This is a genomic window from Mesorhizobium sp. M0040 (genome assembly GCF_040323505.1).
Classification (GTDB): Bacteria; Pseudomonadota; Alphaproteobacteria; order Rhizobiales; family Rhizobiaceae; genus Mesorhizobium.
On record NZ_JAMYVA010000036.1, the window covers coordinates 24,281 to 49,231 of the forward strand.

Sequence of the window (24,951 nt, forward strand, 5' to 3'; positions counted from 1 at the left end):
GCCGGCCTCGGAGCCACACCATCTCAGTAGACGGCCGGCATCCGAAACCCATCACAAAACGGGACGTCTGAGTAGTGGTTCGGCAATGACCGCTCCTGGCGCAACTACGCCCTCAAGCGCGGTCGCCGGTGTTGTCCGCTGTAAGGCGGTGGCACAACTAACTTTAACGGCCGACCTTGGGGCGCGTTGCAGACCGGCAGCCTCGGTGCCGATAGCGGAATGGCGGCTTTAACGTTTGAAGAAGGATTGCGGACGTTCAGCCCGACGGGACCAAGATCTGCTCCCGGGTCTAGCCGTCCCGTCTCAATGGCGTCCCGGACCGCCCGGTGGATCTGCGTTGCCAGTGGCGGGTGGCGGGGCAGCCACAGGGTGGACATTTCAGCCCACATGGAAAATGATCATGTTGCCATGCACAACACTGCAGTGCTCTGATCTCGACGAAAAGCCTGAGCGTAGAAGCGGATCAACCGACCTCCGGGTCCAGCGAGCGAGGACGCAAATGGACACCCCAGAGAATGGGCAATTGCATCGCGACGCGGGCGAGCGACCCTGTCGATCGGCCGGCTGGCTTCCCCGCGCCGCCGTGTCGGCGGCATTCCTGCTCGGCATGGCTTTCAGCAGCACTGCGTTTGCGCAGGACCAGCAGCTACCCGTGGTGACAGCGGCCAAGCCGGTGGTCCGTGAAATCGTCGAAGACGACGAGTTCGTCGGGCGCTTCGAAGCCGTCGACCAGGTCGCCATCCGTTCGCGCGTCAGCGGCTATCTGGACAAGGTCAGCTTCCAGGACGGCGCACTGGTCAACAAGGGCGACCTGCTCTTCACCATCGACGAGCGTCCGTACCAGGCGGCTTATGATGCCGCCAAGTCGCAAGTGGACGTCGCCAAGAGTCTGCTCGAATTCTCCAAGATGCAGCTGGATCGCGCCGACGAACTCGCCAAGACCGGCAATATCTCAACCGCGACGGTCGACGACCGCCGGCGGGAATACCTTTCGGCGCAGGCGCAGATGCAGGGCGCGACGGCTGCCCTGACGACGGCCAGCCTGAACATGGAATTCACCGAGATCAAGGCACCCTTGTCCGGCCGCATCGACCGCCGGCTGGTGTCGGTCGGCAACCTCGTGCAGCCGGATTCCACCTTGCTGACGACCATCGTTACGCGCGATCCGATCGACTTCTATTTCGACGTCGATGAGCGCCTGTATTTCAGCTATGCCCGCGACGCGAAGGAGCGCGGCGGCAGCATGCAGGAAGGCGCCGGCGGGCTCGAGGTGGTGGTGCGCGTCGCCGACCGCGCGGAGGCGGTATTCAAAGGCAAGCTCGATTTTGCCGAGAACCGGATCGACAACGCGACCGGCACCATGCGGGTACGTGCAAGGTTTCCCAACGCCGATGGCATTCTCCAGCCAGGCATGTTCGGGCGCATCAACGTGCCGGGGTCGCTGCCGCATAGCGGCGTGCTGGTGCCCGACGAGGCGATCGGCGCCGATCAGGATCGCCGCATCGTGTTCCTGGTGGATGAGGCCGGGATGGTGTCGGCGAAGCCCGTGCGCACCGGCCCGCTTCTCGACGGCTACCGGGTCATCCGCCAGGGCCTGACCGGCGACGAGACAATCATCGTCAAAGGGCTGATGCACGCCAGGCCGGGCACCAAGGTGAAGGTCGAGATGGTGACGTTGCCGCCCAAGGCCGAGACCGCCGAGTTGCAGCAATGAGGTTCGCACATTTCTTCGTCGACCGTCCGATCTTCGCATCGGTCGTTTCGATCGTCCTGCTGATCCTCGGCGGGATTGCTTATACCCAGCTGCCGGTCGCGCAATATCCCGAGATCGCGCCGCCGACCATCGTCGTTCGCGCGCAGTATCCGGGCGCCGACGCCGAGACGGTCGCAGCGACGGTGGCAACGCCGATCGAGCAGGAGATCAACGGCGTCGAGGGCATGCTCTACATGTCGTCCTATTCGTCGGGCGACGGGGCGATGGCGCTGACCATCACCTTCAAGCTGGGCACCGATCTCGACCAGGCTCAGGTGCTGGTGCAGAACCGCGTGTCGGTCGCCGAGCCGCGCCTGCCCGAAGAAGTCCGCCGCCTCGGCATCACCACCACCAAGAGCTCGCCCGACCTGATGATGGTCGTGCACATGCTGTCGCCCGACAATACCTACGACCAGCTCTACGTCTCGAACTACGCCCGCTCGCGGGTGCGCGACATACTGCTCAGACTAGACGGCGTCGGCGACCTCATCATCTTCGGCGAACGCGAATATTCGCTGCGCATCTGGCTCGATCCGGAAAAACTGTCCGCCCTGGGGATGACCTCGGGCGATGTGGTGCAGGCGCTGCGCGACCAGAACGTCCAGGTGTCGGGCGGCTCGATCGGCGCGCCGCCGACCAGCACCGGCACGGCGTTCCAGTACACGGTCACCACGCAAGGCCGCTTCAACGACGCACGCGACTTCCGATACGTGATCGTCAAATCGACCGACGACGGCCGCCTGATCTCGCTGCAGGACGTGGCGCGCATCGAGCTCGGCGCCAAGGATTACGTCACCAACTCCTATCTCAACGGCAAACCGGCGGTGGCGCTCGCCATCTTCCAGCGGCCGGGCACCAATGCGCTCGCCGCAGCCGCGGAGATCCAGGACAAGATGAAGGAGCTTTCCCGCGACTTCCCGAGGGGGTTGAGCTACGACATCGTCTACAATCCGACTGAGTTCGTCGCCGAGTCGATCCAGGAGGTCTACAAGACGATTCTCGAGGCGATGCTGCTGGTCATCATCGTCATCATCGTCTTCCTGCAATCGTGGCGCATGGCGATCGTGCCGATCGTGGCGATCCCCGTGTCGCTGATCGGCACGCTGGCGGTGCTTTACGCCGCCGGCTTCTCGCTCAACATGCTGACGCTGTTCGGCCTAGTTCTGGCGATCGGCATCGTCGTCGACGATGCGATCGTCGTGGTCGAAAACGTCGAGCGCAATATCGCCAGAGGGCTGGCGCCCAATCCGGCGTCGCACCTGACCATGGACGAAGTCGGAACGGCCGTCATCGCGATCTCGCTGGTGCTGATAGCCGTGTTCGTACCGACAGCCTTCATCCCCGGCATTTCTGGGCAGTTCTATCTGCAGTTTGCGATCACCATCGCGGTGTCGACGGCGATCTCGGCATTCAATTCGCTGACGCTTTCGCCGGCGCTGGCCGCACTGCTGTTCAAGCCGCATCACGCCGCGGCGGCGCCGCCGCGCTTTTTCCTGGCGCGGTTCGGACGGGCGCTCGCCGACGGCTTCAATCGCGGCTTCGACAGGGTCGCCCATTGGTATTCGAGCATCATCCGCGTGCTGGTCGGCTCGTGGATAACGATCGCCGCCATGCTGGCCGTTTTCGCGGCCCTCATCTACGCCACGGTCTACATGGTGCAGTCGGTGCCGCGCGGTTTCATTCCGTCGCTTGACCAGGGCTATGCGATCGTCGTCATCCAGTTGCCGGACGGCGCTTCGCTGTCGAGGACCGATGCGGTCATCCAGCAGGCGTCGCAGATCATCCAGAAAACGCCAGGCGTCGACTACGCAGTCGCCTTCGCCGGCTTCTCCGGCGCGACCTTCACCAACGCCAGCAACGCGGGCGTGATCTTCGCCAGGTTCAAGCCGTTTGACGAGCGACTGAAAGCCGGCCAGTCGGCGACCCAGGTCATCGGCAATCTGTTCGGCAGCCTGCAAAGCATCAAGGAAGCCTTCATTATCGCACTGCCGCCGCCGCCGATCCGCGGCGTCGGCAATGCCGGCGGCTTCAAGCTGCAGATCCAGGAGCGCAACAGCGCCGACATGCGGCAGATCCTGGCGCTTGCCAACGAAATCGCCGGCAAGGCCAACAAGACGCCGGGGCTGACGGGCGTGTTCACCACGTTCTCCGCGTCGAGCCCGCAATTCTTCCTGGCGATCGATCGCGACAAGGCGCGCATCCTGAACGTGCCGATCCCCAACATCTTCGAGGCGCTGTCGATCAATTTGGGCACTGCCTACGTCAACGACTTCAACGCTTTCGGGCGCGTCTACCAGGTGCGGGCGCAGGCCGACCAGGCGTTCCGTCTCGATCGCGCCGACATCTTGAAACTGAAGGTGCGCTCGGCGACCGGCGCGCTGGTTCCGCTCGGCACGTTGGTCGAGATCCGCGACGTCACCGGCCCGGCGCTGGTCCAGCGCTACAACATGTACGTCTCGGTGCCGCTGCAGGGCAACGCCGCGCCCGGCGTTTCCACGGGCGACGCGCTGGCATTGATGGAAGGGATCACGGCAAAGACGCTGCCGGCCGGTACCTCCTATGAATGGACCGAGCTCGCCTATCAGGAGCGCAACACCGGCAATGCCGCTGTCTATATCTTCGGACTGTCGGTGCTGTTCGTGTTCCTGGCGCTGGCGGCGCAATATGAAAGCTGGGTGCTGCCGTTCGCCATTGTGCTGGTGGTGCCGCTCGGCGTGCTCGCGGCGTTGCTCGGCGTGTCGCTCCGAGGGCTGGACAACAACATCCTCGTGCAGATCGGCCTCATCGTGCTAATCGGGCTTGCCGCCAAGAACGCGATCCTGATCGTCGAATTCGCGCGGCAGGCGCAGGAACGCGGCCTGTCGGCCGCCGAGGCTGCCGTCGAAGCCTGCCGGCTCAGGCTGCGGCCGATCCTGATGACCGCCTTCTCGTTCATCCTCGGCGTCGTGCCGCTGATGATTGCAACGGGCCCGGGCGCAGAAATGCGCCAGTCGCTCGGCACCGCGGTATTCTCCGGCATGCTCGGCGTCACCTTCGTCGGCCTGTTCCTGACGCCGGTGTTCTACGTCACGCTCAGGTCGCTGTTTTCACGGCGCAAGCCCCGTGCCGAGGCCGAGCCTTCGGGGCCGGCAGAGGCGCCATCGGAGACGGCCGCCGAGTAGGGTTACGAATTCGCCGCGTCGGGCGCGGCTTATCACTCCAGAAAATCGGCGCGGCGCGGCAACGGCCACGATCTGCGCGATCTCGGCGTCGAGGTGCGGCGGAGACCCTGCTCGGTCTGATCCAGCCTAACAGCCGCATCCAGTTCAGCGAGACGATGCCGGGCGGCGAGGCCAATGCGATCTTCTATCTGGTCGACCGGGCGGGGCTTGAGGGCGCAACCGCGACCTCCGGAGTCCTCGCTTGCGATGTCTGCTTTCAGGACGCGGAGAAGCTGATCTCTACGGCCGAGATCGGGCGCGAAGCGGTCATCCACGATCTTCAGGTTTTGACCCAGAACGGCCTTTCCCCGGTAGTGAGCGGGAAGGGCGCGGTCGTCGAGCGAGTTGTCAGCCGCCTATTTCCGCAGCCCATTAATGTGCAACTTGGGAAGCCGCTGACATCAATTCCTCCGGATTCGGCGCCTTGGGGGTATTGAGGCCAGCCTCCAGAACTTCAGTGAAGCTCCAGCGTACAATGCCCCCTCGGTCGATGAGAAACTGACCAACCAGCAGCTCCTTAGCGGAAGCCATCATCTGCTGATCGGCTTCCGTAATCTCATACCCCTCCTTCTTGTTGAGCAACTCGTTTATGGCGATGGGGTCCATAGGCTCGGGCAACTCACCCGGGAGATCGATACGGATCCCCATGACCTTGTCCATCCCGATCTCGCGCAAGCCGAAAGCACGGTGCGAGGCCCGCTCCGGGTCGGACGCGGCGAGAAGATCGGGTGTCGGATGGTAACGGAAATAGAGCCGTGCCCGCTCTACCGGCGTATTGACGACCGCCAGGCATTCGACGCCTTTCTCAGCCAGAGCCGGCTTGAGTTGCGCCATTGCCGCGACATTGCGCCGGCAGAACGCACAGTGCAGGCCTCGAAACAAGCCGATCAACAATGGGCTACGACCTCGAAAATCAGTGAGCGCGATTTTGCCTTCGCGGGAGATCGCATCGAGAATAATATTCGGTGCCCGGTCGCCCGGCTGCAGCGGACGTTCGACACTACTCGTGGACATGGACAACCTCCTCGCCCCGGATAAGCACGCCCAGCCATCCGGAGTTGAGTCCGTGCTGGGCGACGCCAGGGCAAAATTGCTTTCGACCTTTGTCATATTGCCGAGGTCGAGATTAGGCGCGTTGCAAATGCATCATAACACGAAAAAAGCCTCTGCGGGTCGCCCGTTTCGCGAGCTGTCGCGAGCGCTGTGGTAAACAGTGTATCGTCTCATCCGTGCCATGGGACGACACAGCGGCGGGACCGATTGGATCTTCACATGCTTGCGGTGTTCAAGCCTTGAAACTTGGGCGGCTTCGATGTGCCCGGACGTCAAATTCCGACCGCACAGATCGCAGATCTCTACCCTCAGCGGAACCGACGGCCGTGCAGCCGGTTAAGTCGGCATGAAGCCACCACCAATCCAAGGCCGCATCATGAGCATTCTGCAAACCACGAAGAAAGCCGTCGAGCAGGTCACCGGTGCCGCCAGACCGGGCCGGCGCGAGGTCCCCGATCTGGTCAGGCCGCGCAAAGCGAATGCGTTTCGGTTTGGGGATGATGGCCTTGTGCCCAACCATCCGTTCTGGCCGCTTGTCGTCTATCGCGGCGCCGTGACGCTGTCCGAGGAATTCGATCCTGCGGCTGTCATGGAGGCGCTTTTCGAGGCAAATGGCTGGGGCGATAGCTGGCGCAACGGCATCTACGACTACGTCCACTACCATTCGCGGATACACGAGGTGCTCGGCGTCGCGCGCGGGACGGCGAAAGTCCGCTTTGGCGGCAACAAGGGACGAACGCTCCCCCTGAAGGCCGGCGACGTCGCGGTGCTTCCGGCCGGCACCGGGCACCAGCGTCTTTCCGCGTCCGACGATTTTCTGGTTGTCGGCGCCTATCCTCCATCCGGCACCTATGACCTGTGTACGACCGCCGCCGACCATGCCAAGGCAGTCGTCACGATCCCCAGGGTTGGCCGTCCGCGCAAGGACCCTGTCTATGGAAGCAACGGCCCGTTGCTCGCAGCCTGGGAAAAGGATTGAAGCCGTTCCTTTCTTGCGAGTTGGCTTCGGGGCTAAAACCGGATCCTTGACCCGCCGCTCTACGCTGCCAGCACCGCCGCATCCAGCCCGCGGATGATCTTGGCCAGTTCGACGCATTCGTCGTGGCGAACCTTGTTGCGCCGCCAGGCGAGGCAGATCGTACGCTGCGGCATCGGTTCCTGGAACGGCACGATCTTCAAATCGGGGATAGTGCTGGCTGGCCCCGCCGCCATCTCGGGGATGAGCGTGACGCCGAGCCCATGTGCCACCATCTGTAAGAGCGTCGTCAGGCTGGTCGCGCCATAGCTTGCCATCGCCACCGGCCGCACGCTGCCGCAGACTGCGAGCGCCTGTTCGCGCAGGCAGTGGCCTTCCTCGAGCAGCATCAGCCGCTCCAGCGCCGGGCTCTCCGGCGGCACCGGCGGCGAGGCGAAGGCGGGATCGCCGGCCGGCACGGCCAGGAAGAACCGGTCGGAGAAAAGTTCCTCGGTAACCAGGCCGGGGTAATCGAGGGGCAGCGCCGCGACGAAGGCGTCGAGCTTTCCCGAACTGGTGTCCTCGACCAGCGAGGCGGTCACGGCTTCGCGCAGTTCCAGCTGCAAGGCCGGGAAATGCTGTTTCAGCTCCGGCAGCACATGCGGCAGGAGATAGGGCGCCACCGTCGGGATGATGCCGAGCCGGAAGCGGCCTTCCAGCGCCGGGCGGCCGCGCCGGGCCGTCGCCTCGACGTCGCGGACGTCGGCAAGAATGCGCTCGATGCGCGGCAGCAGGACCTGCGCCTCGTCGGTCATCCGCACCACCTTGCCGCCGCGCTCGAACAGACGGCAATTCAGCCGCAGCTCCATCTCGGCGATCTGCGAAGACAGCGCCGGCTGGCTGACGCCGGCGAGTTTTGCGGCACGGCCGAAATGCAGCGTCTGCGCCAGCGCCTCGAAATAATGCATCTGCCGGACGGTCAAACCGATCATAAGGAAAACCTATCAGAATAAACAGCAAAGGCAATTTGTCTTTATCGGCTGGGCGGGCTAGTCTGGAACCATTCCAGGATGGCGCGGCCGCTGGCCCTGCCCGGAAAATCAACAAAATCCCGGAAAATCAACAAATCGGAGGCAAAGATGGACGCGAAAACCGACGACAACAGCGCCGGCAAATGCCCGGTCCCACATGGATCGGCCAGGAGGAGCAACCGTGACTGGTGGCCGAACCTGCTTGACCTTGGCGTCCTCCATCAGCAGTCCAGCCTCTCGGACCCGATGGACGAGGACTTCGACTACGCCAAGGAATTCAAGAGCCTCGATCTCGATGCGGTGATCAGGGATCTGCACCAGGTGATGACCGATTCGCAGGATTGGTGGCCGGCCGATTTCGGCCATTACGGCCCGCTCTTCATCCGCATGGCCTGGCACAGCGCCGGCACCTATCGCATCGGCGACGGCCGTGGCGGCGCCGGCGCCGGCCAGCAGCGTTTCGCGCCGCTCAACAGCTGGCCGGACAATGCCAATCTCGACAAGGCGCGCCGGCTACTGTGGCCGGTCAAGCAGAAATACGGCAGGAAAATCTCCTGGGCCGACCTGTTGATCCTCACCGGCAACGTCGCGCTGGAATCGATGGGCTTCAAGACCTTCGGCTTCGCCGGCGGCCGCGCCGATGTCTGGGAGCCGGAGCAGGACGTCGACTGGGGATCGGAAACCAAGTGGCTCGCCGACGAGCGCTATTCCGGCGACCGTGAACTTCACGGCCATCTCGGCGCCGTGCAGATGGGGCTGATCTACGTCAACCCGGAAGGGCCGAACGGCACGCCCGATCCATTGGCCGCGGCGCGCGATATCCGCGAGACCTTCGCCCGCATGGCCATGAACGACGAGGAAACCGTGGCGCTCATCGCCGGCGGTCACACCTTCGGCAAGACCCACGGCGCCGGTGATGCATCGCTGGTCGGGGCGGAGCCGGAAGGCGCCGGCATCGAGGCGCAGGGCCTCGGCTGGTCGAGCAAGCATGCCACCGGCATTGCCGGCGACGCCATCACCTCGGGTCTCGAGGTGACCTGGACCACGACGCCGACCAAATGGAGCAACAATTTCTTCGACAATCTGTTCAACTACGAATGGGAGCTGACCAAGAGCCCGGCCGGCGCCCATCAGTGGACGCCGAAGGGCGGCGCCGGTGCAGGCACCGTACCGGACGCGCACGATCCGTCGAAGCGCCGCGCGCCGGCGATGCTGACCACCGACCTCGCGCTGCGCGTCGACCCGGCCTACGAGAAGATCTCGCGGCGCTTCCATCAGAATCCTGATCAGTTCGCCGATGCCTTCGCGCGCGCCTGGTTCAAGCTGACCCATCGCGACATGGGTCCGGCCGTCCGCTATCTCGGGCCGCTCGTGCCGAAGGAAGAGCTGATCTGGCAGGACCCGATACCGGCAATCGACCACGAGCTGGTCAGCGAACAGGACATCGCCTCGCTGAAGGCGAAGATCCTGGCCTCCGGCCTGTCCGTTTCCGAACTGGTCTCGACCGCCTGGGCCTCGGCCTCGACTTTCCGCGGCTCCGACAAGCGCGGCGGCGCCAACGGCGCCCGCATCCGCCTGGCGCCGCAGAAGGATTGGGAGGTCAACCAGCCGGCGCAGCTGGCCAAGGTGCTCGAGACACTCGAAGGCATCCAGAAGGGCTTCAATAACTCGCAGTCCGGCGGCAAGAAGATCTCGCTTGCCGACCTGATCGTTCTCGGCGGCGTCGCCGCGGTCGAGAAGGCGGCCAAGGACGGCGGCCATGACGTGGGGGTGCCGTTCACGCCGGGCCGCATGGACGCTTCACAGGAACAGACCGACGTCCAGTCCTTCGCCGCGCTCGAGCCGAAAGTCGATGGCTTCCGCAATTATGTCAGGGGTAAGCCGCCGATGTCGGTCGAAGCGATGCTGGTCGACCGGGCGCAGCTGCTGACCTTGACGGCGCCGGAGATGACGGTGCTCGTCGGCGGGTTGCGGGTGCTCGGCGCCAACAGCGGTCAGTCGAAGCACGGGGTGTTCACCGACAGGCCGGGCACGTTGACCAACGATTTCTTCGTCAATCTGCTCTCCATGAACACGGTCTGGGATCCGGCCGCCGGGTCCGATGAAGTCTACGAAGCACGCGACCGCAAGACCAGGGCGGTCAAGTGGACCGGCACCCGCGCCGACCTGATCTTCGGCTCGCACGCGCAATTGCGTGCGCTTGCCGAGGTCTACGGATCGGCCGACGCCGGGCAGAAGTTCGTCAGGGATTTCGCCGCCGCCTGGACCAAGGTGATGAACGCCGACCGTTTTGACCTCGCGGCCTGATCCGGGCATACGAATTTCTCGACGCAACAAAAAGGGCGCGGGCCTCGACCCGCGCCTTTTTCGTTGGGCTTCCGAAAAGTCAGTCTTTCTCGAAGATACCGGCCTTGGCGACCACGCCGGCAATGGCGCCGCCGATCAGCGGCGCGACGATGAACAGCCAGAGCTGGCCGATCGCCGCAGTTCCCGAAAACAGCGCCGGTCCGATCGAACGGGCCGGGTTGAGCGACGTGCCGGTCACCGGAATGATGGCGAAGTGTAGTCCGGCCAGCGTCAGGCCGATGACCAGGCCGGCGAAGGCCGTGGTGTGCTTGGCGTTGGTGACGCCGAGGATCACCGTGACGAATGTGAAGGTTCCGATCAGCTCCCACAGGAAGGCCGAGCTGACGCCCCATTTCGTCACGTCCCAGCCATTGGCGCCGAAGCCGCCGGTGTGGCCGCCGACCTGTCCGGAGACGATGATCCACAGCGCCAGCGACGCGATAATGGCGCCGATGACCTGCGCGATCCAGTAGGGAATGACGTCCCTGGCCGGCATCCGCCCGGCGAGGAACACACCGAGCGTCACCGCCGGATTGAGGTGCGCGCCCGAAATCGGGCCGATCGCGTAAGCGGCCGCTATCAGGCCGATGCCGAACGCCAGACCGATACCTTCCTGGCCGAGCGGCAGCGCGCCGCCGAAGCCACCCGTCACCACCGAAGCCGTGCCGATGAACACCAATAGAAACGTGCCTAGAACTTCCGCCAGATAAGTTTTCATTGCCCTCTCCTCGTATCGACCCGCGGCTCCGCTTTTTCTGCGACGCGAATCACCGCGCAAAGAGTATTCGCAACCGCAAAACTTGCAAAGCAGAGCAGTTGCGCAAGCCGCTATGCTTGTGAGCGCCGGACACGAACATTAGAGACTTGTAATACATTGATCGAATTGTTTGGTTCCGCATGCCGGCGCCCGCCTGGTGGCCACGGCTCGCGATGCACCAACCCACATTCGTCACCCCTCGGCATGGATCGTCTCGCCGTCGGCGAAACAGAACTGTTTCAATCAGGGCACGAAAAGCTCTAAGAGCAGGGCCGGAATTAATTTGCTGAGTAATGGAAGACGACAATGAGACTGGGCGGGCGGCTGGCGGCAGCCATCGAAGTGCTTGACGACATTGGCCGGCGTCACCGGCCGGTGGCCGATGCGCTGAAGGACTGGGGCCTGTCGCACCGCTTCGCCGGCGGCGGCGACCGCGCCGCGATCGGCAACATCGTCTACGACGCGCTGCGCCGCAAGCGTTCCGCCGGCTGGCTCTTGGGCGAAGACACGCCGCGCGCCATCGGCTTCGGCGCGCTGCTGCTCGAATGGGGTCAGACGGCGCAGTCGCTGAACGAGGCGCTCGAGGGCGACAAGTTCGCGCCGCCGCTGCTTACCGCCGACGAACTGACAACGCTTGCGGCTCGCCGGCTTGCCGATGCGCCGCCGGCCGTCAGGGCAGACATCCCCGACTGGTGCATGCCGCTGTTCGAACGGGCGTTCGGCACGGCCTGGGTGGAAGAGGGTGCCGCACTGGCGACACGCCCGCCGCTCGACCTCAGGGTCAATACGCTGAAGGCCGATCGCGGCAAGGTGCTGGCGGAACTGGCGGAGACCGGCGCCAAGCCTGCCCGGATCGCGCCGCACGGCATCCGCATCCCGCCGATCGAAGGAGACGGCAGGCACCCGAACGTGCAGGCCGAGCCGGCCTTCCAGAAAGGCTGGTTCGAGGTTCAGGACGAAGGCTCGCAGATTGCGGCCGAACTGGCCGGCGCCGAGCCTGGAATGCAGGTGCTCGACTTCTGCGCCGGCGCCGGCGGCAAGACGCTGGCGCTGTCCGCGGCGATGGACAATCGCGGCCAGATCTTCGCCCACGATGCGGAGAAGGCAAGGCTGGCGCCGATCTTCGACCGCATCCGCCGCTCGGAAAACCGCAATGTGCAGATCGTCACCAAGCCGGCCGAACTCGCGCTGCTCGGCAAGCATATGGACATCGTCCTGATCGATGCGCCCTGCACCGGCAGCGGCACCTGGCGGCGCCGGCCGGATGCCAAATGGCGGCTGACGCAAAGACAGCTCGACGCCCGCAAGGGCGAGCAGGAGACGATCCTCGATGCCGCCAGGGACTTCGTCAAACCCGGCGGCCTGCTGGTCTACATCACCTGTTCAGTGTTCGACGAGGAAAATGGCGACCAGGTTTCGGCCTTCCGGGATCGCCATCCCGGTTTTGTCCCGCTCGATCACCGCCAGCTTTGGGACAGCCGTTTTGCGGGCCACGAAGCGGCAATGCGGATAGGCGCCGCGGGCGGCATTTCGCTGTCGCCATTGCTGAGCGGCACCGACGGCTTTTACTTCTGCGCGCTGCGGCGGGCCGGCTGAATCGTTGCCATCGATACAGGGCTACGCCGAATGCTGCAGTGCAGCATTTGCGATTGCCTGCCGCCCACCCCTCTGCGATAAATGCCTTTGCAATAAGATTTGCCGAGAAACGAAGGGCGACGGCCATGGCAGCAAAGATCGTTCCTGCTCCCGATTATGAGGACCGCGTCAGGACGTCCTTCGCGCGCCAGAACGCGATGATGACGATTGGCGCCGAGCTGACGCTGGTGACGCCCGGCATCATCGAGATCGAAATGCCCTATTCTGTGGCACTGACGCAGCAGCACGGCTTTCTCCATGCCGGCGTCATTTCGACGGCTCTCGACTCGGCCTGCGGCTATGCGGCATTCTCGCTGATGCCGGAAAATTCCGGCGTGCTGACCATCGAGTTCAAGGTCAATCTGCTGGCGCCGGGCAGGGGCGAGCGTTTCCTGTTCCGCGGCTCGGTGACCAAGCCTGGCCGCACCATCATCGTCGCCGACGGACAAGCCTATGCGTTCGCCGTCGATGGCGAGGCCAAGCTGATCGCCACCATGACCGGAACGCTGATGACGGTGGTCGGTCGCGATGGCATCGAAGGCTGAGGAACGGGCAGGGGAGGATGGACGATCATGGCCGGCAAGGCACCTGGTGAGCTCACCCTGATCTCCGGCAGATCCGTTCTCTTCGTCATGGCGGCCGAAGCCGAATACGGTCCACACCTGCAGCGGCTGTTCACGCCGCTGCTGACCGGCGTCGGGCCGGTCGAGGCCGGTATCGGGCTCGGCGCCGAACTGTCCCGGCTGCACGCCGGGAAGGCGCTGCCCGATCTCGTCGTGTCGCTCGGGTCGGCGGGCAGCCGGACGCTGGAGCAGACGGAAATCTACCAGGCCGTTTCGGTTGGCTACCGCGACATGGACGCCTCCCCCCTAGGGTTCGAGAAGGGCGCCACGCCGTTTCTCGACCTGCCTGTCAGCGTGCCGCTGCCGTTCAGGATACCGGGCATCAGGCAGGCGACGCTGTCGACCGGGGCGGCAATAGTCACCGGCGCCGCCTACGACGCGATCGCCGCCGACATGGTCGATATGGAGACCTTCGCCTGCCTGCGCGCCTGCCAGCTGTTCGACGTGCCGCTTATCGGCCTGCGCGGCATTTCCGACGGGGCAGCCGATCTCAGACATGTCGGCGACTGGACCGAATATCTGCACGTCATCGACGAGAAGCTGGCCGCGGCGGTTCAGCTGCTGGAACAGGCGATCGCCTCCGGCACAATCGACTTCAAGCTTGTTGGGGCGGCAGGTTCTTAGCGTTGCCGAACAGCACGCCGATCATCCTGAAGCGAACGGCGTTGTCGCGATTGATGTAAGTGACTGACCCGGGCTCGTGATCGAGGGTCCAGCGTCCGGTCGCGCCGGTGTCCCAGTCGGCGACATAACCGTCATCGAGCATCCGCCAGCGCCCGCTTCGCGCCTCGCCATCGTCGAGCAGCATGTGCGCGGCACCCTCGCTTTCAAAATAGACGTAAGCCTCCTTGCCGTTTCGTTCCAACACATGGGTCATGCCCGGAATGAGCATTGCAAGGGTTTCCTTCTGAAGTGCTGCCATGATTTCCTCCTGAATTGAAGTCGCCGATTGCCTTGACCGGCATCGCCACTTAGAGTGAACTAGTAGTCAAGATGCTTGACTATGTATCGGGCGAGAAGAATTTGGTCAAGGACCTTGACGAAAAACCTGAAGCGCTGCCGGATCACATAGGTTGGCGGCTGTGGCAGGCGAGCCGCGCCTGGCAGACCGAGTTCGCCGCTGCGATGCGCGCTGCCGGCCATCACTGGTTCACCGAAGCGCGTGCCGGCCTGCTTGGACACATCCCGCGCGGCGGCATGCGTCAGTCGGCACTGATCGAGCGCTCGGCGATCTCAAAGCAGGCGATTCAGCAATTGCTCGATGGCCTGGAGACGGAAGGTGTGTTGCAGCGTCTGCCCGATCCGCAAGACGGTCGCGGCAAGCTTGTGCGCTACACCCGCAAGGGCCTGGACGCCCTGCGCGATGGCGACCGCATCAAGCTGCAGATCGAACGGAGCTATGTTGCCCGCCTTGGTCACGAGCGTTTCGCGGCGCTGATGGGCGCCTTGCGGTCACTCGATACAACGCAAACTGATGCATTGGACAAAGCCTCTGGCGTTCAGGACGACACACCGGAATCGAAGTGAAAGCGCGACCTCACAACCCATTGCGCCGACTCGTTTCTTTCTCTAAACGCTCGCCATGAAAACAGCCAATCATCCCGACACCGTCCTGATTGTCGATTTCGGCAGCCAGTTCACCCAGCTGATCGCCCGCCGCATCCGCGAGGCCGGCGTCTTTTCCGAGATCGTGCCCTTCCAGTCGGCCGAGGCGGCGTTCAAGCGCATCAATCCGAAGGCGGTGATCCTGTCCGGCGGCCCGGCCTCGACCGGCGACATCGGCAGCCCGCGCGCGCCGCAGATCGTCTTCGATGCCGGCGTGCCGGTGCTCGGCATCTGCTATGGCCAGATGGCGATGTGCGTGCAGATGGGCGGCGTCGCCGAAAGCTCCGATCATCGCGAATTCGGCCGCGCCTTCGTCGAGATCGCCAAGGACAGCCCGTTGTTCGAGGGTCTGTGGGCGCCCGGCCAGCGCCACCAGGTGTGGATGAGCCATGGCGATCGCGTCATCTCCCTGCCCAAGGGGTTCGAGGTGCTCGGAAAATCGGAGGGCTCGCCCTTCGCCATCTTCGGCAATGTCGAGCGCAAAATGTACGGCCTCATGTTCCACCCCGAAGTGGTGCATACGCCGGACGGCGCCAGGCTGCTCCGCAACTTCGTCCACAACATCGCCGGCATCGAAGGCGACTGGACGATGCGCGCCTACCGCGAGCACGCGGTCGAGACGATCCGCAAACAGGTCGGCAAGGGCAAGGTGATCTGCGCGCTGTCGGGCGGCGTCGATTCCTCGGTCGCGGCCTTGCTGATCCACGAGGCGGTCGGCGACCAGCTCACCTGCATCCTTGTCGACCACGGTCTGATGCGCAAGGACGAGGCATCAGGCGTGGTGGAGATGTTTCGCCAGCATTACAATCTGCCGCTGATCCTGGTCGACGCTTCGGACCGTTTCATCGGCGCGCTCGAGGGCGAGTCGGACCCCGAGAAGAAGCGCAAGACCATCGGGCGGCTGTTCATCGAAGTGTTCGAGGAGGAGGCCGAGAAGCTCGGCGGCGCCGATTTCCTGGCACAAGGCACCCTCTATCCCGACGTCATCGAAAGCGTCTCTTTCAGCGGCGGCCCATCGGTGACCATCAAGTCGCATCACAATGTCGGCGGCTTGCCCGAACGCATGAACATGCAGCTGGTCGAGCCGCTGCGCGAATTGTTCAAGGACGAGGTGAGGGCGCTCGGCAAGGAGCTCGGCCTGCCCGACAGCTTCATTGGCCGGCATCCGTTCCCCGGTCCCGGTCTCGCCATCCGCTGTCCGGGCGGCATCACCCGCGAAAAGCTGGAGATCCTGCGCGAGGCCGACGCCATCTATCTCGACGAGATCCGCAAGGCCGGCCTCTACGACGCCATCTGGCAGGCCTTCGCCGTGCTGCTGCCGGTGCAGACCGTCGGCGTGATGGGCGACGGCCGCACCTACGAATTCGTCTGCGCGCTGCGAGCCGTCACCTCGGTCGACGGCATGACGGCCGACTTCTACCATTACGACATGGCATTCCTGGGAGCAGCCGCCACCCGCATCATCAACGAGGTACGCGGCATCAACCGCGTCGTCTACGACGTGACAAGCAAACCGCCAGGCACCATCGAGTGGGAGTGAGGGAAACGGCGATGATAGGCGGCTCTAGCGTAGTATTTCGCAGAAAATACAATGATTTGCGGGCAGAGCAGACTGCTAGCCAGGGCACATTATCAATGGAATTGACAAATCTATCAAGTCATTGAAATCGTTAAGTTTATCGGAGCGCCTGGCGCGGCTCGCAGCTTGTAGCAGATCACTCTGACGGTACTTTTGACGGTGTTTTTCGTATCCGACAGAGCATTCTAAAAAGTACCGTCATTCGTTTTTAGGGTTTGACGGTACTTTTCTGTGTGTCAACGCTTTGAAATATATAACGAAAATGCCCCGTAGCATGACATTTCCGCGCTGACGGTACTTTAGTTATCGACATACATAGTTTCAGCTTTGGCTGCGGTACCGATCGATGTTCCGGACCCGATCGCATATCGTCGGATATGACGAAGCGCCTGGACCACGGTCCCGGCCAAGCTGCCCGGAGCAATCAAATGCTTATCCGCCCGCGTGGTCGTTGCCACCGTGCGCGGCGATGAACATGGCGACGGCCGACCGGCAATAGGATTCGATTTCGTTGTCGTCCTCTGCTCTCGCCTGATCGAAGCGTGCGATAATCAGGAGATCGGATCCTTTGAAAAGCGCGGCAAACAAGCGGGCAGACCGGAGAGGATCGGGCACGTTCAGAACCGCCTTCGCGTGCAACTGGCGCAACAGGGCCTCGATTTGGGCGATGACATGGGCGGGGCCAGCTTCGTAATGGAGCTTGCTTAACGACTTTGGATTCGTCTTGTCGGCCATGACCATGGCTTCGACACTGCGGACGTCCGGGCTCAACAGCGTGCGAAGCAGGGATGATCCCACCGTCATGAGCTGATCTTCGGCCGAACCGTCGACGCCTTCAAAAAGGGCCTGTGGTGCAAACTGATGGCAGCGGGCCGCGATGGCCGCGCTGAACAGCGCCTCCTTGTTCTCGAAGTGCCGATAGATGCTGAGCTTGGATATCTTCGCCCGCTGGGCGACCTTGTCCAATGTCGTCGCTTGAAAACCCAGTTCCACAAAGAGTTCGCACGCGGCGTCGACTATCGTTTGGCCAAGCGCCTCGTTGGCGGGCCGGCCGCGCCGGCCCTGGCTATTTTCGGTCACAATTCCAGTCCTTGACAGTATCCTAATTCTTGAATTACGATACCATGTAGTGTCCGAAATGTGCAAGCCAACGGGTGGATTTCAACCTGTCCTCCAAATCAAGTTTCCCCGGGCCGCCCGGCGATATCGAATGCGGCATTGTCCGGCCGGTCAACACAGTGATGGGCGACATACTCGTCGATGCCGAAGCCCTGCTCACTGACCGTCTCGAGCGCGTATCCGTGGACGATATTTCGCGCCAGGCCCAGCCCAACCCCCTCCATCCACAACACGGAGCTTATCACCATGGATGACGTCATCATCATCGGCGGCAGCTTTGCCGGTCTCGCCGGCGCCCTGCAGCTCGGCCGTGCCCGCCGCAAGGTCACCGTTCTCGATACCGGCCTGCCGCGCAACCGCTTCGCCGGCCACTCGCATGGTCTGCTCGGCCACGATCACAAGCCACCGCTGGACATCCTGGCCGAGGCGCGGCAGCAGCTGGCGCGTTATCCCACGATCAGGCTGGTCAATGCCCGGGCCGACAGCGTCTCCGGCGCCGTCGACGATTTCTCCGTCCTCACTGGCGATGGCGAAAGCCTTGGGGCGCGCCGCCTGATCCTGAGCTATGGCGTCGCCGACCAGATGCCTGATGTTCCGGGCTTTGCCGAAGGCTGGGGCACGTCCATCGTGCCCTGCCCCTATTGCGACGGCTTTGAAGTCGCCGGCCAGCATTGGGGCCTCGTCTGGTCCGGCCCGCAGTCGCACCAGTCTGTCAGGCTGTTCCACGATTGGACCGACAGGTTGACGCTCTTCGCCGATGGTCACGACATTCCGCCCGATATCCGGGCCGATCTCGCGCGTCGTAACATACCTGTCGTCGATGGCCGGATCACCGAGATCGCCCATCACGGGGACCATATCGCCACCGTCAATCTCGATACCGGCCCCAATGTCGCGGTCGACATCCTGTTCGCGCATCCGCGCAACAAGCCGTCGGCAAGCCTGCATGAATCACTGGGCCTCGCCACGGTCGATACGCCCCTCGGCATCGCCCTCAAGGTCGACGAGCGCCGCGAAACCAGCATGCCCGGCATCTACGCCGCCGGCGACCTCGCCAACCCCCTCATGCCCTCGGTCACCACGGCATCATCGCACGGCGCGATGGCGGGCATCTTCTCCCAGCAGTCGATGCTGGTTTGAGAGCACAGATTCCCTTCTCCGGTTGCCGCGGGCTATCATATTCTGAAGGTTGCGGGCCGGTGTCACGGAACGCGGGCCCCCTCTCCCCTGAGGGGAGAGCCTAGCAAAGAAAGAATCAGAACAAGGATATGGCATGGCAGAGAAAAATGTTTATCAGGTAGCCGACTGGAATGGCCAAAGCGGGGAGCGCTGGGTCGCTTACCAGGCCCGGCTCGATGCCATGATGGCGGTGTTCGGCCAGGCCGCGATCGAAGCCGCCGCGCCCGCCACGGGCGAACGCGTGCTGGACGTCGGCTGCGGCGCGGGGGCGTCTAGTCTGGATCTGGCCGCCCGCGTCGGCGCGGGGGGCCATGTGCTAGGCGTGGACATATCCGAACCGCTGATCGGCAGAGCGCGCGCGCTAGCGCCGCAGGATACGCCGGCCCTGTTCCAGGTGGCCGACGCCAGCAGCACCGAGTTGCCCGAGGGCGCGTTCGACATCCTGTTCTCGCGCTTCGGAGTGATGTTCTTTGACGATCCTACGGCGGCGTTCGCTCATATGCGCCGTGCGCTCAAGCCGGGCGCGCGGGTCGCTTTCGTCTGCTGGCGCGGCATGGCCGAGAACGATTGGGTGCGCTTGCCGATGGGCGCGATCAAGGGCATCGTCCCGCCGACGGCGCCGCCCGATCCCGAAGCGCCCGGCCCGTTCTCGTTTGGCGACCAGGGGCGGGTGGCGCGTATTTTAACGGCTGCTGGCTTCACCGATGTCGCTATCGCGCCATTCGATGCCTCCATCCCGTTCGGCGAGGGGGGGACGCGGGACGCGGCGATCGACGACGCGGTGGAGATGACACTCGAGGTCGGCCCGCTGTCGCGCGCTCTCGCTGATCAGCCCGACGACATCCGCGCCCGCGCCTCGGCCGCGGTTCGTGCCGCCTTCGCGGGCCTCCCCGGCGAGCGGTCGGTGATGATCGACGGCGCGGCGTGGATCGTCATGGCACGCAATCCGGCAAGCTGACAGGGATTAACAGGGGAGACGCCCCCGCTCGGTGGAGCGGGGCCTCTTTGGCCGGTCAGATTGATGTCCCTTCTGGCTTGGAAGCCGCCATTAGCGAGCTAGAGGCTTTGATGGCGGGGTACAGCGTTTGCACGACACTCGAAAACGTTGGTGCACGTGCTTACGGAGCACGTAGCGGGTACGACGTCCGCACGCGATGTATTCGAGGCTGCACAGAACGCCGCCAAGGCGTAAGTCCGGGACGGATCAAGGCCTGAGAGGAACTGCGTGTCGTTCAGGCTCTTGCGAGCCGTGACGGTCTTTTTGCCGACGGGATCGTGAAGGCACAGCTAAAGAATGTCGAAAATCGACCAATCGATGCCGATAGTCGCTGAAACCGAGCAGATTTTGAATCGCCGAAATTCTCCTTTGAATTCAAGAGCGCAAATTTCTGACGGATCGGGGAGACGGTTCTTCATAGCGTGCAGAAAGAATTTGTGCGTGGAATTCAATGCGTTACGATCACTTAAAACAATCGAGTGGGAGTGAGGGGGCGTACGGTAGAGTAGGTTGGAGTACTGTCGGATATATTCGGAAATTGTTGGTCAACGATAGGAGGCGATAGTTCGCGGGCGATTCTGCAAGAACAAGCAGCCGTTTTGCAGGTCGGCGATAGACCTTCGATTATGTGTAGAGATGCTCAAAGGGATCGATACACCGCGCCGTTCACAGCACATGCTTTGGATTGGGATTGGAGCGCCGATCCAATTCCTCGGACAATAGACATCATGTTCCGTGGATTCGAATCATGGTCTAAGCCCCGGGGCGGGACCAACGAGACGAGCGCACGGCCGCCGAGCACAGCGGGGACGGCGCCGTAGCTGAATACGTTCTCGTGCCTCGCATAGTTTCAGAGTGCTCCCGCAATGCGTGGATCGTGCGCATGCCGTGCGGCAGATCCCTGTAGACTTAAGCGTGCCATGCTTCAGCAGCTTGGCCGACAGCGGACCCGAGTTGGCGAACGGAACAATTTGGTCGTCCTGCTACGCGACGAAGCGGACCACGCCACCATCCACCCGCAAAGCCGCGCCGGTGGTCGCCGAAGCCTGCTCCGAGCATGTGTAGATGATCATGTTGGCCACCTCATCGGTGGTCGCGAAGCGGTGGATGAGGCTCGTCGGACGCATCGCCTGCAGGAATCCCTGCTCGGCTTCGTGCTGCGTGATTCCATTTGCGTCAGCCTGTTTCGCCATGAAGTTGCCCAGGATCTCAGAGCGGGTAGGTCCCGGCAGGACGGCGTTGACGGTGAGCCCGTGCCCGCGACCGCCTCGGCAAGCCCGCGTGAGACCGCGAGTTGAGCGGTCTTGGTCATGCCATAGTCGAGCATTTCCTTAGGGATGTTGACTGCGGATTCGCTACTTATGAACACGACGCGGCCCCAGCCTTTCGCCACCATCCGCGGCAGGTAATGACGGCTCGCGCGCACGCCACTCATTACGTTCAACTGGAAGAGGTCAAGCCAGTCCTCATCGGGGATATTTGCGATATCCTCGACGCCGTTGTAGCTCCGGATGTGTGCTGTACCGACGTTGTTCACAAGGATATCGGCGTCCGGCGCATGCGCGATCAAGGCCTTTGCCCCCTCCGCTGTCGCAAGATCAGCGGCGATACCCGAGATGTCGCTGCCGGGGAAGGCCTGCCGCAGCTGCCGCACCGCCTCATCGACCCGAGCGTTTCCACGGCCGTTGACGACGACCGATGCACCGGCCCGCGCCAACCCCTCCGCCGTCGCGCGGCCGATACCGGCGGTGGATCCGGTAACGATGGCCTTGCGGCCTTTGAGTTCGATATTCATCTCATTCATCTCCAAAATTAAATAGGAAGCGCAATCAATCCACTGTCGTCTTCGCTGTTTCCGCCTCCGCTGCGCGGGCGAGGCTTTCGACCCAGTCTTGGTGATACCGGTAGAGTGCGCCGGGATGTTTGCGCCCGAGCTCATCGAGGAAGAAGGGGCCCTGCTGCGTTTCCTCGGTCAGCACATGGCAGCCATGGTCCGTAGGCGTGATGACCCAGCCATGGTATGCGCTTGAGCCGGTCTCGTCGCCATCAACTGTCGTCGCCCATGCGAGCCTGCGAAGGGGCTCGCATTCCGTCACGACCAGACTCATCGGAAATCCAACCGTCACACGGCTGTATCGCGTTCCGAGCGCCAGTTCCGGCTCCCCCGTCAGAATCTTGACCTGATCCTCGGCGGGAAAGTAGCTCGACCAATTCTCGGCTTCGACGAGCAGCTTCCAGACCGCTTCAGGCGGCGCCTTCACGTCAATGTCGTTGAGTGCGTAGATGGCCGACGTTTTCGGATCATATCGCTCGGGCCAAGTCACATGGTCGTACATCGATTACTGCTCCTTCTTGAACAAATCCTGGAAGATGAGCTGGCCCCAAGTGCGGCCGCGTGCGTGCACCAGCGCGCCACCCTCGTTGAGCTTTCCCAGCTTGACGGGTGCGAACCCGAGTTGTTTGGCCAAGGCCGCCACGGGAGCGATCGCGTCCTCGTCGTCGCTCGACAGAAAGACGACCCGGTGCCCGCCCTCGACGATCGGATCGGCAGCCAGGGTGGCCGCAACCAGGTGATTGAAACCTTTGACGAATTTGGCGGCGGTGAACGCCTTCGCGACGAAGGCGGAGGACGGGAGACCGTCCAGCTCTTCAGGCACTGGAAACGCGTTCATCGCGTCGATGACTGTCTTGCCTTCCCAGCTCGGCAGAGCCTTCGCAACCTCGCGATGCTCCCCGAACGGGACCGCCAAGATGATTGTGTCGGCCTCGAGTGCATCCCGCAGCGACTTGGCGACGACCGTGGGTCCAATCGCCCGAGCCTGCGGCGCCAACGCCTCGGGCGGCCGGCGGCTCGCGACGGCCACGTCGATGTTTTTACGGGCGAAGGCGCGGGCGAGGGCCTGGCCTATCTTACCGAATCCTACAATTGCGTAGCTCATAATGCTTCTCCGATCCGTGCTGGTATTGATTTCCCCGGCCTTCAACGGCGCTGGGTTATTCGTTCCGCTGTGTGGCGACCTTTGCGTGGTCGTTCCACCATGGACACGCTAGTTCCCGCCGATCAGCCGCTTCCCGCGATCCGGCGCGATTTCAGATGGCCGAGAAGCCGCCATCGACGGACAACTCCACCCCATTCACGAAGCTCGAATCGTCGGAAGCAAGAAACAGCGCGGCCGTCGCAATTTCCTCAGGACGCCCCATCTTTCCCCGCGGGATCAGGGATTCGAACATCTGCTTCGCCTCCTCGGTGAGAACTTGGTCCTGCATCGGTGTGGCGATCGGCCCCGGGTGCAGCACGTTCACCCGGATATTCCTGCCCTTGAGTTCGTTGAGCCACCCGCGTGCGAATGCGTGCAGCGCCGCCTTGCTCGCCGCATACACGCTGTAACCAGGAAAACCTTTCACCGAAGCAACTGACCCGGTCATGAAGATCGATCCGCCATCGTTGAACAGCGGCAACGCCTTCTGAACCGTAAACAGCGTGCCGCGCGTATTCAGGCCGAAGGCCGCATCGAAGTGCTGCTCGGTAATCTCGCCCAGTGGAACGGCTTCGCCCGTGCCGGCGCTCGCGTACAGGACGTCGATCCTGCCCTTTTCCCGCTTGACTGTATCGAACAGGCGGTCGAGGTCGTCGAGATTGGCCGCGTCGCCGCGCACGCCGGTCACGTTCCGGCCGATCAGCTTGACGGCCTCGTCGAGCGCCTCCTGTCTCCGGCCCGTGATGAAAACATAGGCGCCTTCTTCAACGAACCGCTTGGCGCTCGCCAGCGCCATGCCGCTCGATCCACCCGTGATGACTGCAACCTTACCCTCAAGCTTTCCCATGACTTCTCCTTTCGTGGTGTCGGGACGGCATCTGCCTCCGAGAACCTCGAAATGGGTCCGCCGGCGTCAGTTGTTGAGTGCGGAAGCGCGCACATCGGTGGTGCGAAATCGATCCGGCTGGACGACTGACGCCAGCCGCGACGATCGGCGTCCGCCGTTCGGAATTGAGGCGCGCTCGTCGACATAGGCTATGATGACCGCCCGTACTGCTGTTCGATGTGTTAGATACGGGCTTTGGAAGGCGCACCGCGCGGTGCCGGATTGCACCATGATCGACTGGGATGACGTTCGCTACTTTCTTGCCGTCGCGCGCGGAGGCTCGGTGCGGGCCGCCGCCGAGCGCCTCGGTGTGAACCACTCGACCGTGCTGCGACGTGTCGCCCAGCTCGAGGAACGCCTCGGGGTGCAGATGTTCGAAAAGCTGCCTTCGGGCTACCGCCTGACGGCTGCGGGCGAGGAGGTCCTCGAGTTCGCGGACCAGATGGAAGTGTCGTCGCACCTGCTGGAGACGCGCGTCTTCGGGCGCGACCAGAGCGTGCGCGGGCTTCTGCGGGTGACGCTGGCACCACCCCTCGCGACACACCTGCTCATGCCGGACTTCGCTGATTTCGCGCGTCTGCATCCGGACATCGAGATGGAAATCTTGTCGTCCGGCGAGCTGGCAAATCTGACCAACCGAGAGGCCGACGTCGCGATCCGCGTCGTCTACGACCGCAAAACCCTGCCGCTCAATCTTCACGGCCTGAAGGGACCGGAACTGTTCGGCGGCATCTACATGTCCTGCGATCGACTAGCCGCGTGGCGTGCGGGCGCGCCTGATCCCATCCGGTGGATCGTCATAAGCATTCATGGAATTCCGGAATGGGCCAGCGAGGGTGAGGTTCGCACCACGGGGGTTCCCTTCAGGACCACGGACGCCGAGGCGCAGATCGTTGCTGTACGGCAAGGGCTCGGTATCACGACACTGCCCTGCTTCGTCGGCGATGCCGACCCCCTACTGGTGAGGGTGCCGGGCACCGAGCTGCACATGTACGGAACGCTCTGGCTTCTCACACAGGGGGAGACACGCAAGACGAAGCGCGTGCGGCTCTTCACGGAGTTCGTATCCCACAGGCTCGCCGCGTACGCGCCGCTTCTCGCGGGGCTGTCCATATCGCGCGACTGACGCCTGGCAGGTCACCGATGGCGCTGTCTCGAGCGTACCGCTGTAGAAGGGCCATTCTCGGCGTTGAAAAACAATTGCTCTTTGAAGACTGTGGCGCGTACAGCTATTTCGAAATCCATGATTGGTATG

The 24,951-nt window shown here is 63.2% G+C and carries 21 protein-coding genes and 2 pseudogenes; 12 read left to right on the forward strand and 11 right to left on the reverse strand.

The window, feature by feature from the left end; genetic code table 11:
• Positions 1 to 607 precede the first annotated feature (607 nt).
• Together NKJ91_RS24365 and NKJ91_RS24370 are read left to right on the forward strand one after the other, a co-directional pair.
• Positions 608 to 1,714: an efflux RND transporter periplasmic adaptor subunit gene (locus tag NKJ91_RS24365; protein WP_051406143.1), complete on the forward strand. Its 1,107-nt coding sequence runs from the start codon at positions 608 to 610 to the stop codon at positions 1,712 to 1,714.
• Positions 1,711 to 4,914, forward strand: a complete 3,204-nt coding sequence (locus NKJ91_RS24370; protein WP_023677132.1) for an efflux RND transporter permease subunit — start codon at positions 1,711 to 1,713, stop codon at positions 4,912 to 4,914. The genes NKJ91_RS24365 and NKJ91_RS24370 overlap by 4 nt, the downstream gene beginning before the upstream one ends.
• 411 nt (positions 4,915 to 5,325) lie before the next feature.
• Here NKJ91_RS24370 and NKJ91_RS24375 read toward each other — a convergent pair whose 3' ends face one another.
• On the reverse strand, positions 5,326 to 5,967 hold the full coding sequence (locus tag NKJ91_RS24375; protein ID WP_023677134.1) for a peroxiredoxin-like family protein: 642 nt from the start codon (positions 5,965 to 5,967) through the stop codon (positions 5,326 to 5,328).
• 415 nt (positions 5,968 to 6,382) lie between these two features.
• Here NKJ91_RS24375 and NKJ91_RS24380 point away from each other — a divergent pair, with 415 nt between their 5' ends.
• Positions 6,383 to 6,985 carry a cupin gene (locus NKJ91_RS24380; protein WP_352457577.1) on the forward strand — a complete coding sequence of 201 codons (603 nt, stop codon included), beginning with the start codon at positions 6,383 to 6,385 and terminating at the stop codon, positions 6,983 to 6,985.
• A 59-nt stretch (positions 6,986 to 7,044) separates the two neighbouring features.
• On the opposite strand, the gene NKJ91_RS24385 is transcribed toward NKJ91_RS24380, so the two are convergent.
• Complete coding sequence (locus tag NKJ91_RS24385) at positions 7,045 to 7,953, reverse strand: hydrogen peroxide-inducible genes activator (protein ID WP_352457578.1); 909 nt, start codon at positions 7,951 to 7,953, stop codon at positions 7,045 to 7,047.
• A 147-nt stretch (positions 7,954 to 8,100) separates the two neighbouring features.
• On the opposite strand from NKJ91_RS24385, the gene katG reads away from it, so the two are divergent.
• Positions 8,101 to 10,299 carry a catalase/peroxidase HPI gene (gene katG, locus NKJ91_RS24390; protein ID WP_352457579.1) on the forward strand — a complete coding sequence of 733 codons (2,199 nt, stop codon included), beginning with the start codon at positions 8,101 to 8,103 and terminating at the stop codon, positions 10,297 to 10,299.
• 79 nt (positions 10,300 to 10,378) lie between these two features.
• Here the strand turns inward: katG and NKJ91_RS24395 are convergent, their stop codons facing one another.
• On the reverse strand, positions 10,379 to 11,056 hold the full coding sequence (locus tag NKJ91_RS24395) for an MIP/aquaporin family protein (RefSeq protein WP_023677138.1): 678 nt from the start codon (positions 11,054 to 11,056) through the stop codon (positions 10,379 to 10,381).
• Positions 11,057 to 11,401: 345 nt separating this feature from the next.
• On the opposite strand from NKJ91_RS24395, the gene NKJ91_RS24400 reads away from it, so the two are divergent.
• The 3 genes from NKJ91_RS24400 to NKJ91_RS24410 all read left to right on the forward strand — a co-directional run bounded on the left by NKJ91_RS24400 (position 11,402) and on the right by NKJ91_RS24410 (position 13,977).
• Entirely contained in the window at positions 11,402 to 12,691 is a 1,290-nt protein-coding gene (locus tag NKJ91_RS24400; RefSeq protein WP_352457580.1) for an RsmB/NOP family class I SAM-dependent RNA methyltransferase, read from the forward strand.
• A 125-nt stretch (positions 12,692 to 12,816) separates the two neighbouring features.
• A complete protein-coding gene (locus NKJ91_RS24405; protein WP_352457581.1) occupies positions 12,817 to 13,275 on the forward strand; it encodes a PaaI family thioesterase in 459 nt (152 codons plus the stop codon).
• A 27-nt stretch (positions 13,276 to 13,302) separates the two neighbouring features.
• Positions 13,303 to 13,977, forward strand: a complete 675-nt coding sequence (locus NKJ91_RS24410) for a 5'-methylthioadenosine/S-adenosylhomocysteine nucleosidase (protein ID WP_352457582.1) — start codon at positions 13,303 to 13,305, stop codon at positions 13,975 to 13,977.
• Here the strand turns inward: NKJ91_RS24410 and NKJ91_RS24415 are convergent.
• Positions 13,949 to 14,275, reverse strand: a complete 327-nt coding sequence (locus NKJ91_RS24415; RefSeq protein ID WP_352457583.1) for a hypothetical protein — start codon at positions 14,273 to 14,275, stop codon at positions 13,949 to 13,951. The two genes, NKJ91_RS24410 and NKJ91_RS24415, sit on opposite strands and share 29 nt — an antisense overlap.
• 71 nt (positions 14,276 to 14,346) lie before the next feature.
• Between NKJ91_RS24415 and NKJ91_RS24420 the strand changes: the two genes are divergently transcribed.
• Together NKJ91_RS24420 and guaA are read left to right on the forward strand one after the other, a co-directional pair.
• Entirely contained in the window at positions 14,347 to 14,880 is a 534-nt protein-coding gene (locus NKJ91_RS24420) for a MarR family winged helix-turn-helix transcriptional regulator (protein WP_352457584.1), read from the forward strand.
• Positions 14,881 to 14,935: 55 nt separating this feature from the next.
• The gene (guaA, locus tag NKJ91_RS24425; protein ID WP_352457585.1) at positions 14,936 to 16,498 is read left to right on the forward strand and encodes a glutamine-hydrolyzing GMP synthase; all 1,563 of its coding nucleotides are present in this window, start codon (positions 14,936 to 14,938) and stop codon (positions 16,496 to 16,498) included.
• Between the two features lie 471 nt (positions 16,499 to 16,969).
• Here the strand turns inward: guaA and NKJ91_RS24430 are convergent, their stop codons facing one another.
• Both NKJ91_RS24430 and NKJ91_RS24435 read right to left on the reverse strand, forming a co-directional pair.
• A complete protein-coding gene (locus NKJ91_RS24430) occupies positions 16,970 to 17,617 on the reverse strand; it encodes a TetR/AcrR family transcriptional regulator (RefSeq protein ID WP_352457586.1) in 648 nt (215 codons plus the stop codon).
• Positions 17,618 to 17,715: 98 nt separating this feature from the next.
• A complete protein-coding gene (locus tag NKJ91_RS24435; RefSeq protein WP_352457587.1) occupies positions 17,716 to 17,904 on the reverse strand; it encodes a hypothetical protein in 189 nt (62 codons plus the stop codon).
• Here NKJ91_RS24435 and NKJ91_RS24440 point away from each other — a divergent pair.
• Both NKJ91_RS24440 and NKJ91_RS24445 read left to right on the forward strand, forming a co-directional pair.
• Entirely contained in the window at positions 17,903 to 18,796 is an 894-nt protein-coding gene (locus NKJ91_RS24440) for an NAD(P)/FAD-dependent oxidoreductase (RefSeq protein ID WP_352457588.1), read from the forward strand. The genes NKJ91_RS24435 and NKJ91_RS24440 overlap by 2 nt on opposite strands.
• A gap of 133 nt (positions 18,797 to 18,929) precedes the next feature.
• On the forward strand, positions 18,930 to 19,793 hold the full coding sequence (locus NKJ91_RS24445) for a class I SAM-dependent methyltransferase (protein WP_352457589.1): 864 nt from the start codon (positions 18,930 to 18,932) through the stop codon (positions 19,791 to 19,793).
• Between the two features lie 906 nt (positions 19,794 to 20,699).
• On the opposite strand, the pseudogene NKJ91_RS24450 reads toward NKJ91_RS24445, so the two are convergent.
• The 5 genes and pseudogenes from NKJ91_RS24450 to NKJ91_RS24470 form a co-directional block, all read right to left on the reverse strand.
• Positions 20,700 to 20,812: pseudogene (locus tag NKJ91_RS24450) on the reverse strand (alpha/beta fold hydrolase); the annotation flags it as partial.
• Between the two features lie 3 nt (positions 20,813 to 20,815).
• A pseudogene (locus tag NKJ91_RS24455) lies at positions 20,816 to 21,627 on the reverse strand (SDR family NAD(P)-dependent oxidoreductase).
• Positions 21,628 to 21,661: 34 nt separating this feature from the next.
• Positions 21,662 to 22,168 carry an SRPBCC domain-containing protein gene (locus tag NKJ91_RS24460; protein ID WP_352457590.1) on the reverse strand — a complete coding sequence of 169 codons (507 nt, stop codon included), beginning with the start codon at positions 22,166 to 22,168 and terminating at the stop codon, positions 21,662 to 21,664.
• 3 nt (positions 22,169 to 22,171) lie between these two features.
• Positions 22,172 to 22,771 (reverse strand): NADPH-dependent F420 reductase, encoded by a 600-nt coding sequence (locus NKJ91_RS24465; RefSeq protein ID WP_352457591.1) that lies wholly within the window; start codon positions 22,769 to 22,771, stop codon positions 22,172 to 22,174.
• A gap of 151 nt (positions 22,772 to 22,922) precedes the next feature.
• On the reverse strand, positions 22,923 to 23,657 hold the full coding sequence (locus NKJ91_RS24470; protein WP_023676197.1) for an SDR family NAD(P)-dependent oxidoreductase: 735 nt from the start codon (positions 23,655 to 23,657) through the stop codon (positions 22,923 to 22,925).
• A gap of 268 nt (positions 23,658 to 23,925) precedes the next feature.
• On the opposite strand from NKJ91_RS24470, the gene NKJ91_RS24475 reads away from it, so the two are divergent.
• Positions 23,926 to 24,822 carry a LysR family transcriptional regulator gene (locus tag NKJ91_RS24475; protein WP_352457592.1) on the forward strand — a complete coding sequence of 299 codons (897 nt, stop codon included), beginning with the start codon at positions 23,926 to 23,928 and terminating at the stop codon, positions 24,820 to 24,822.
• Positions 24,823 to 24,951: the final 129 nt, after the last annotated feature.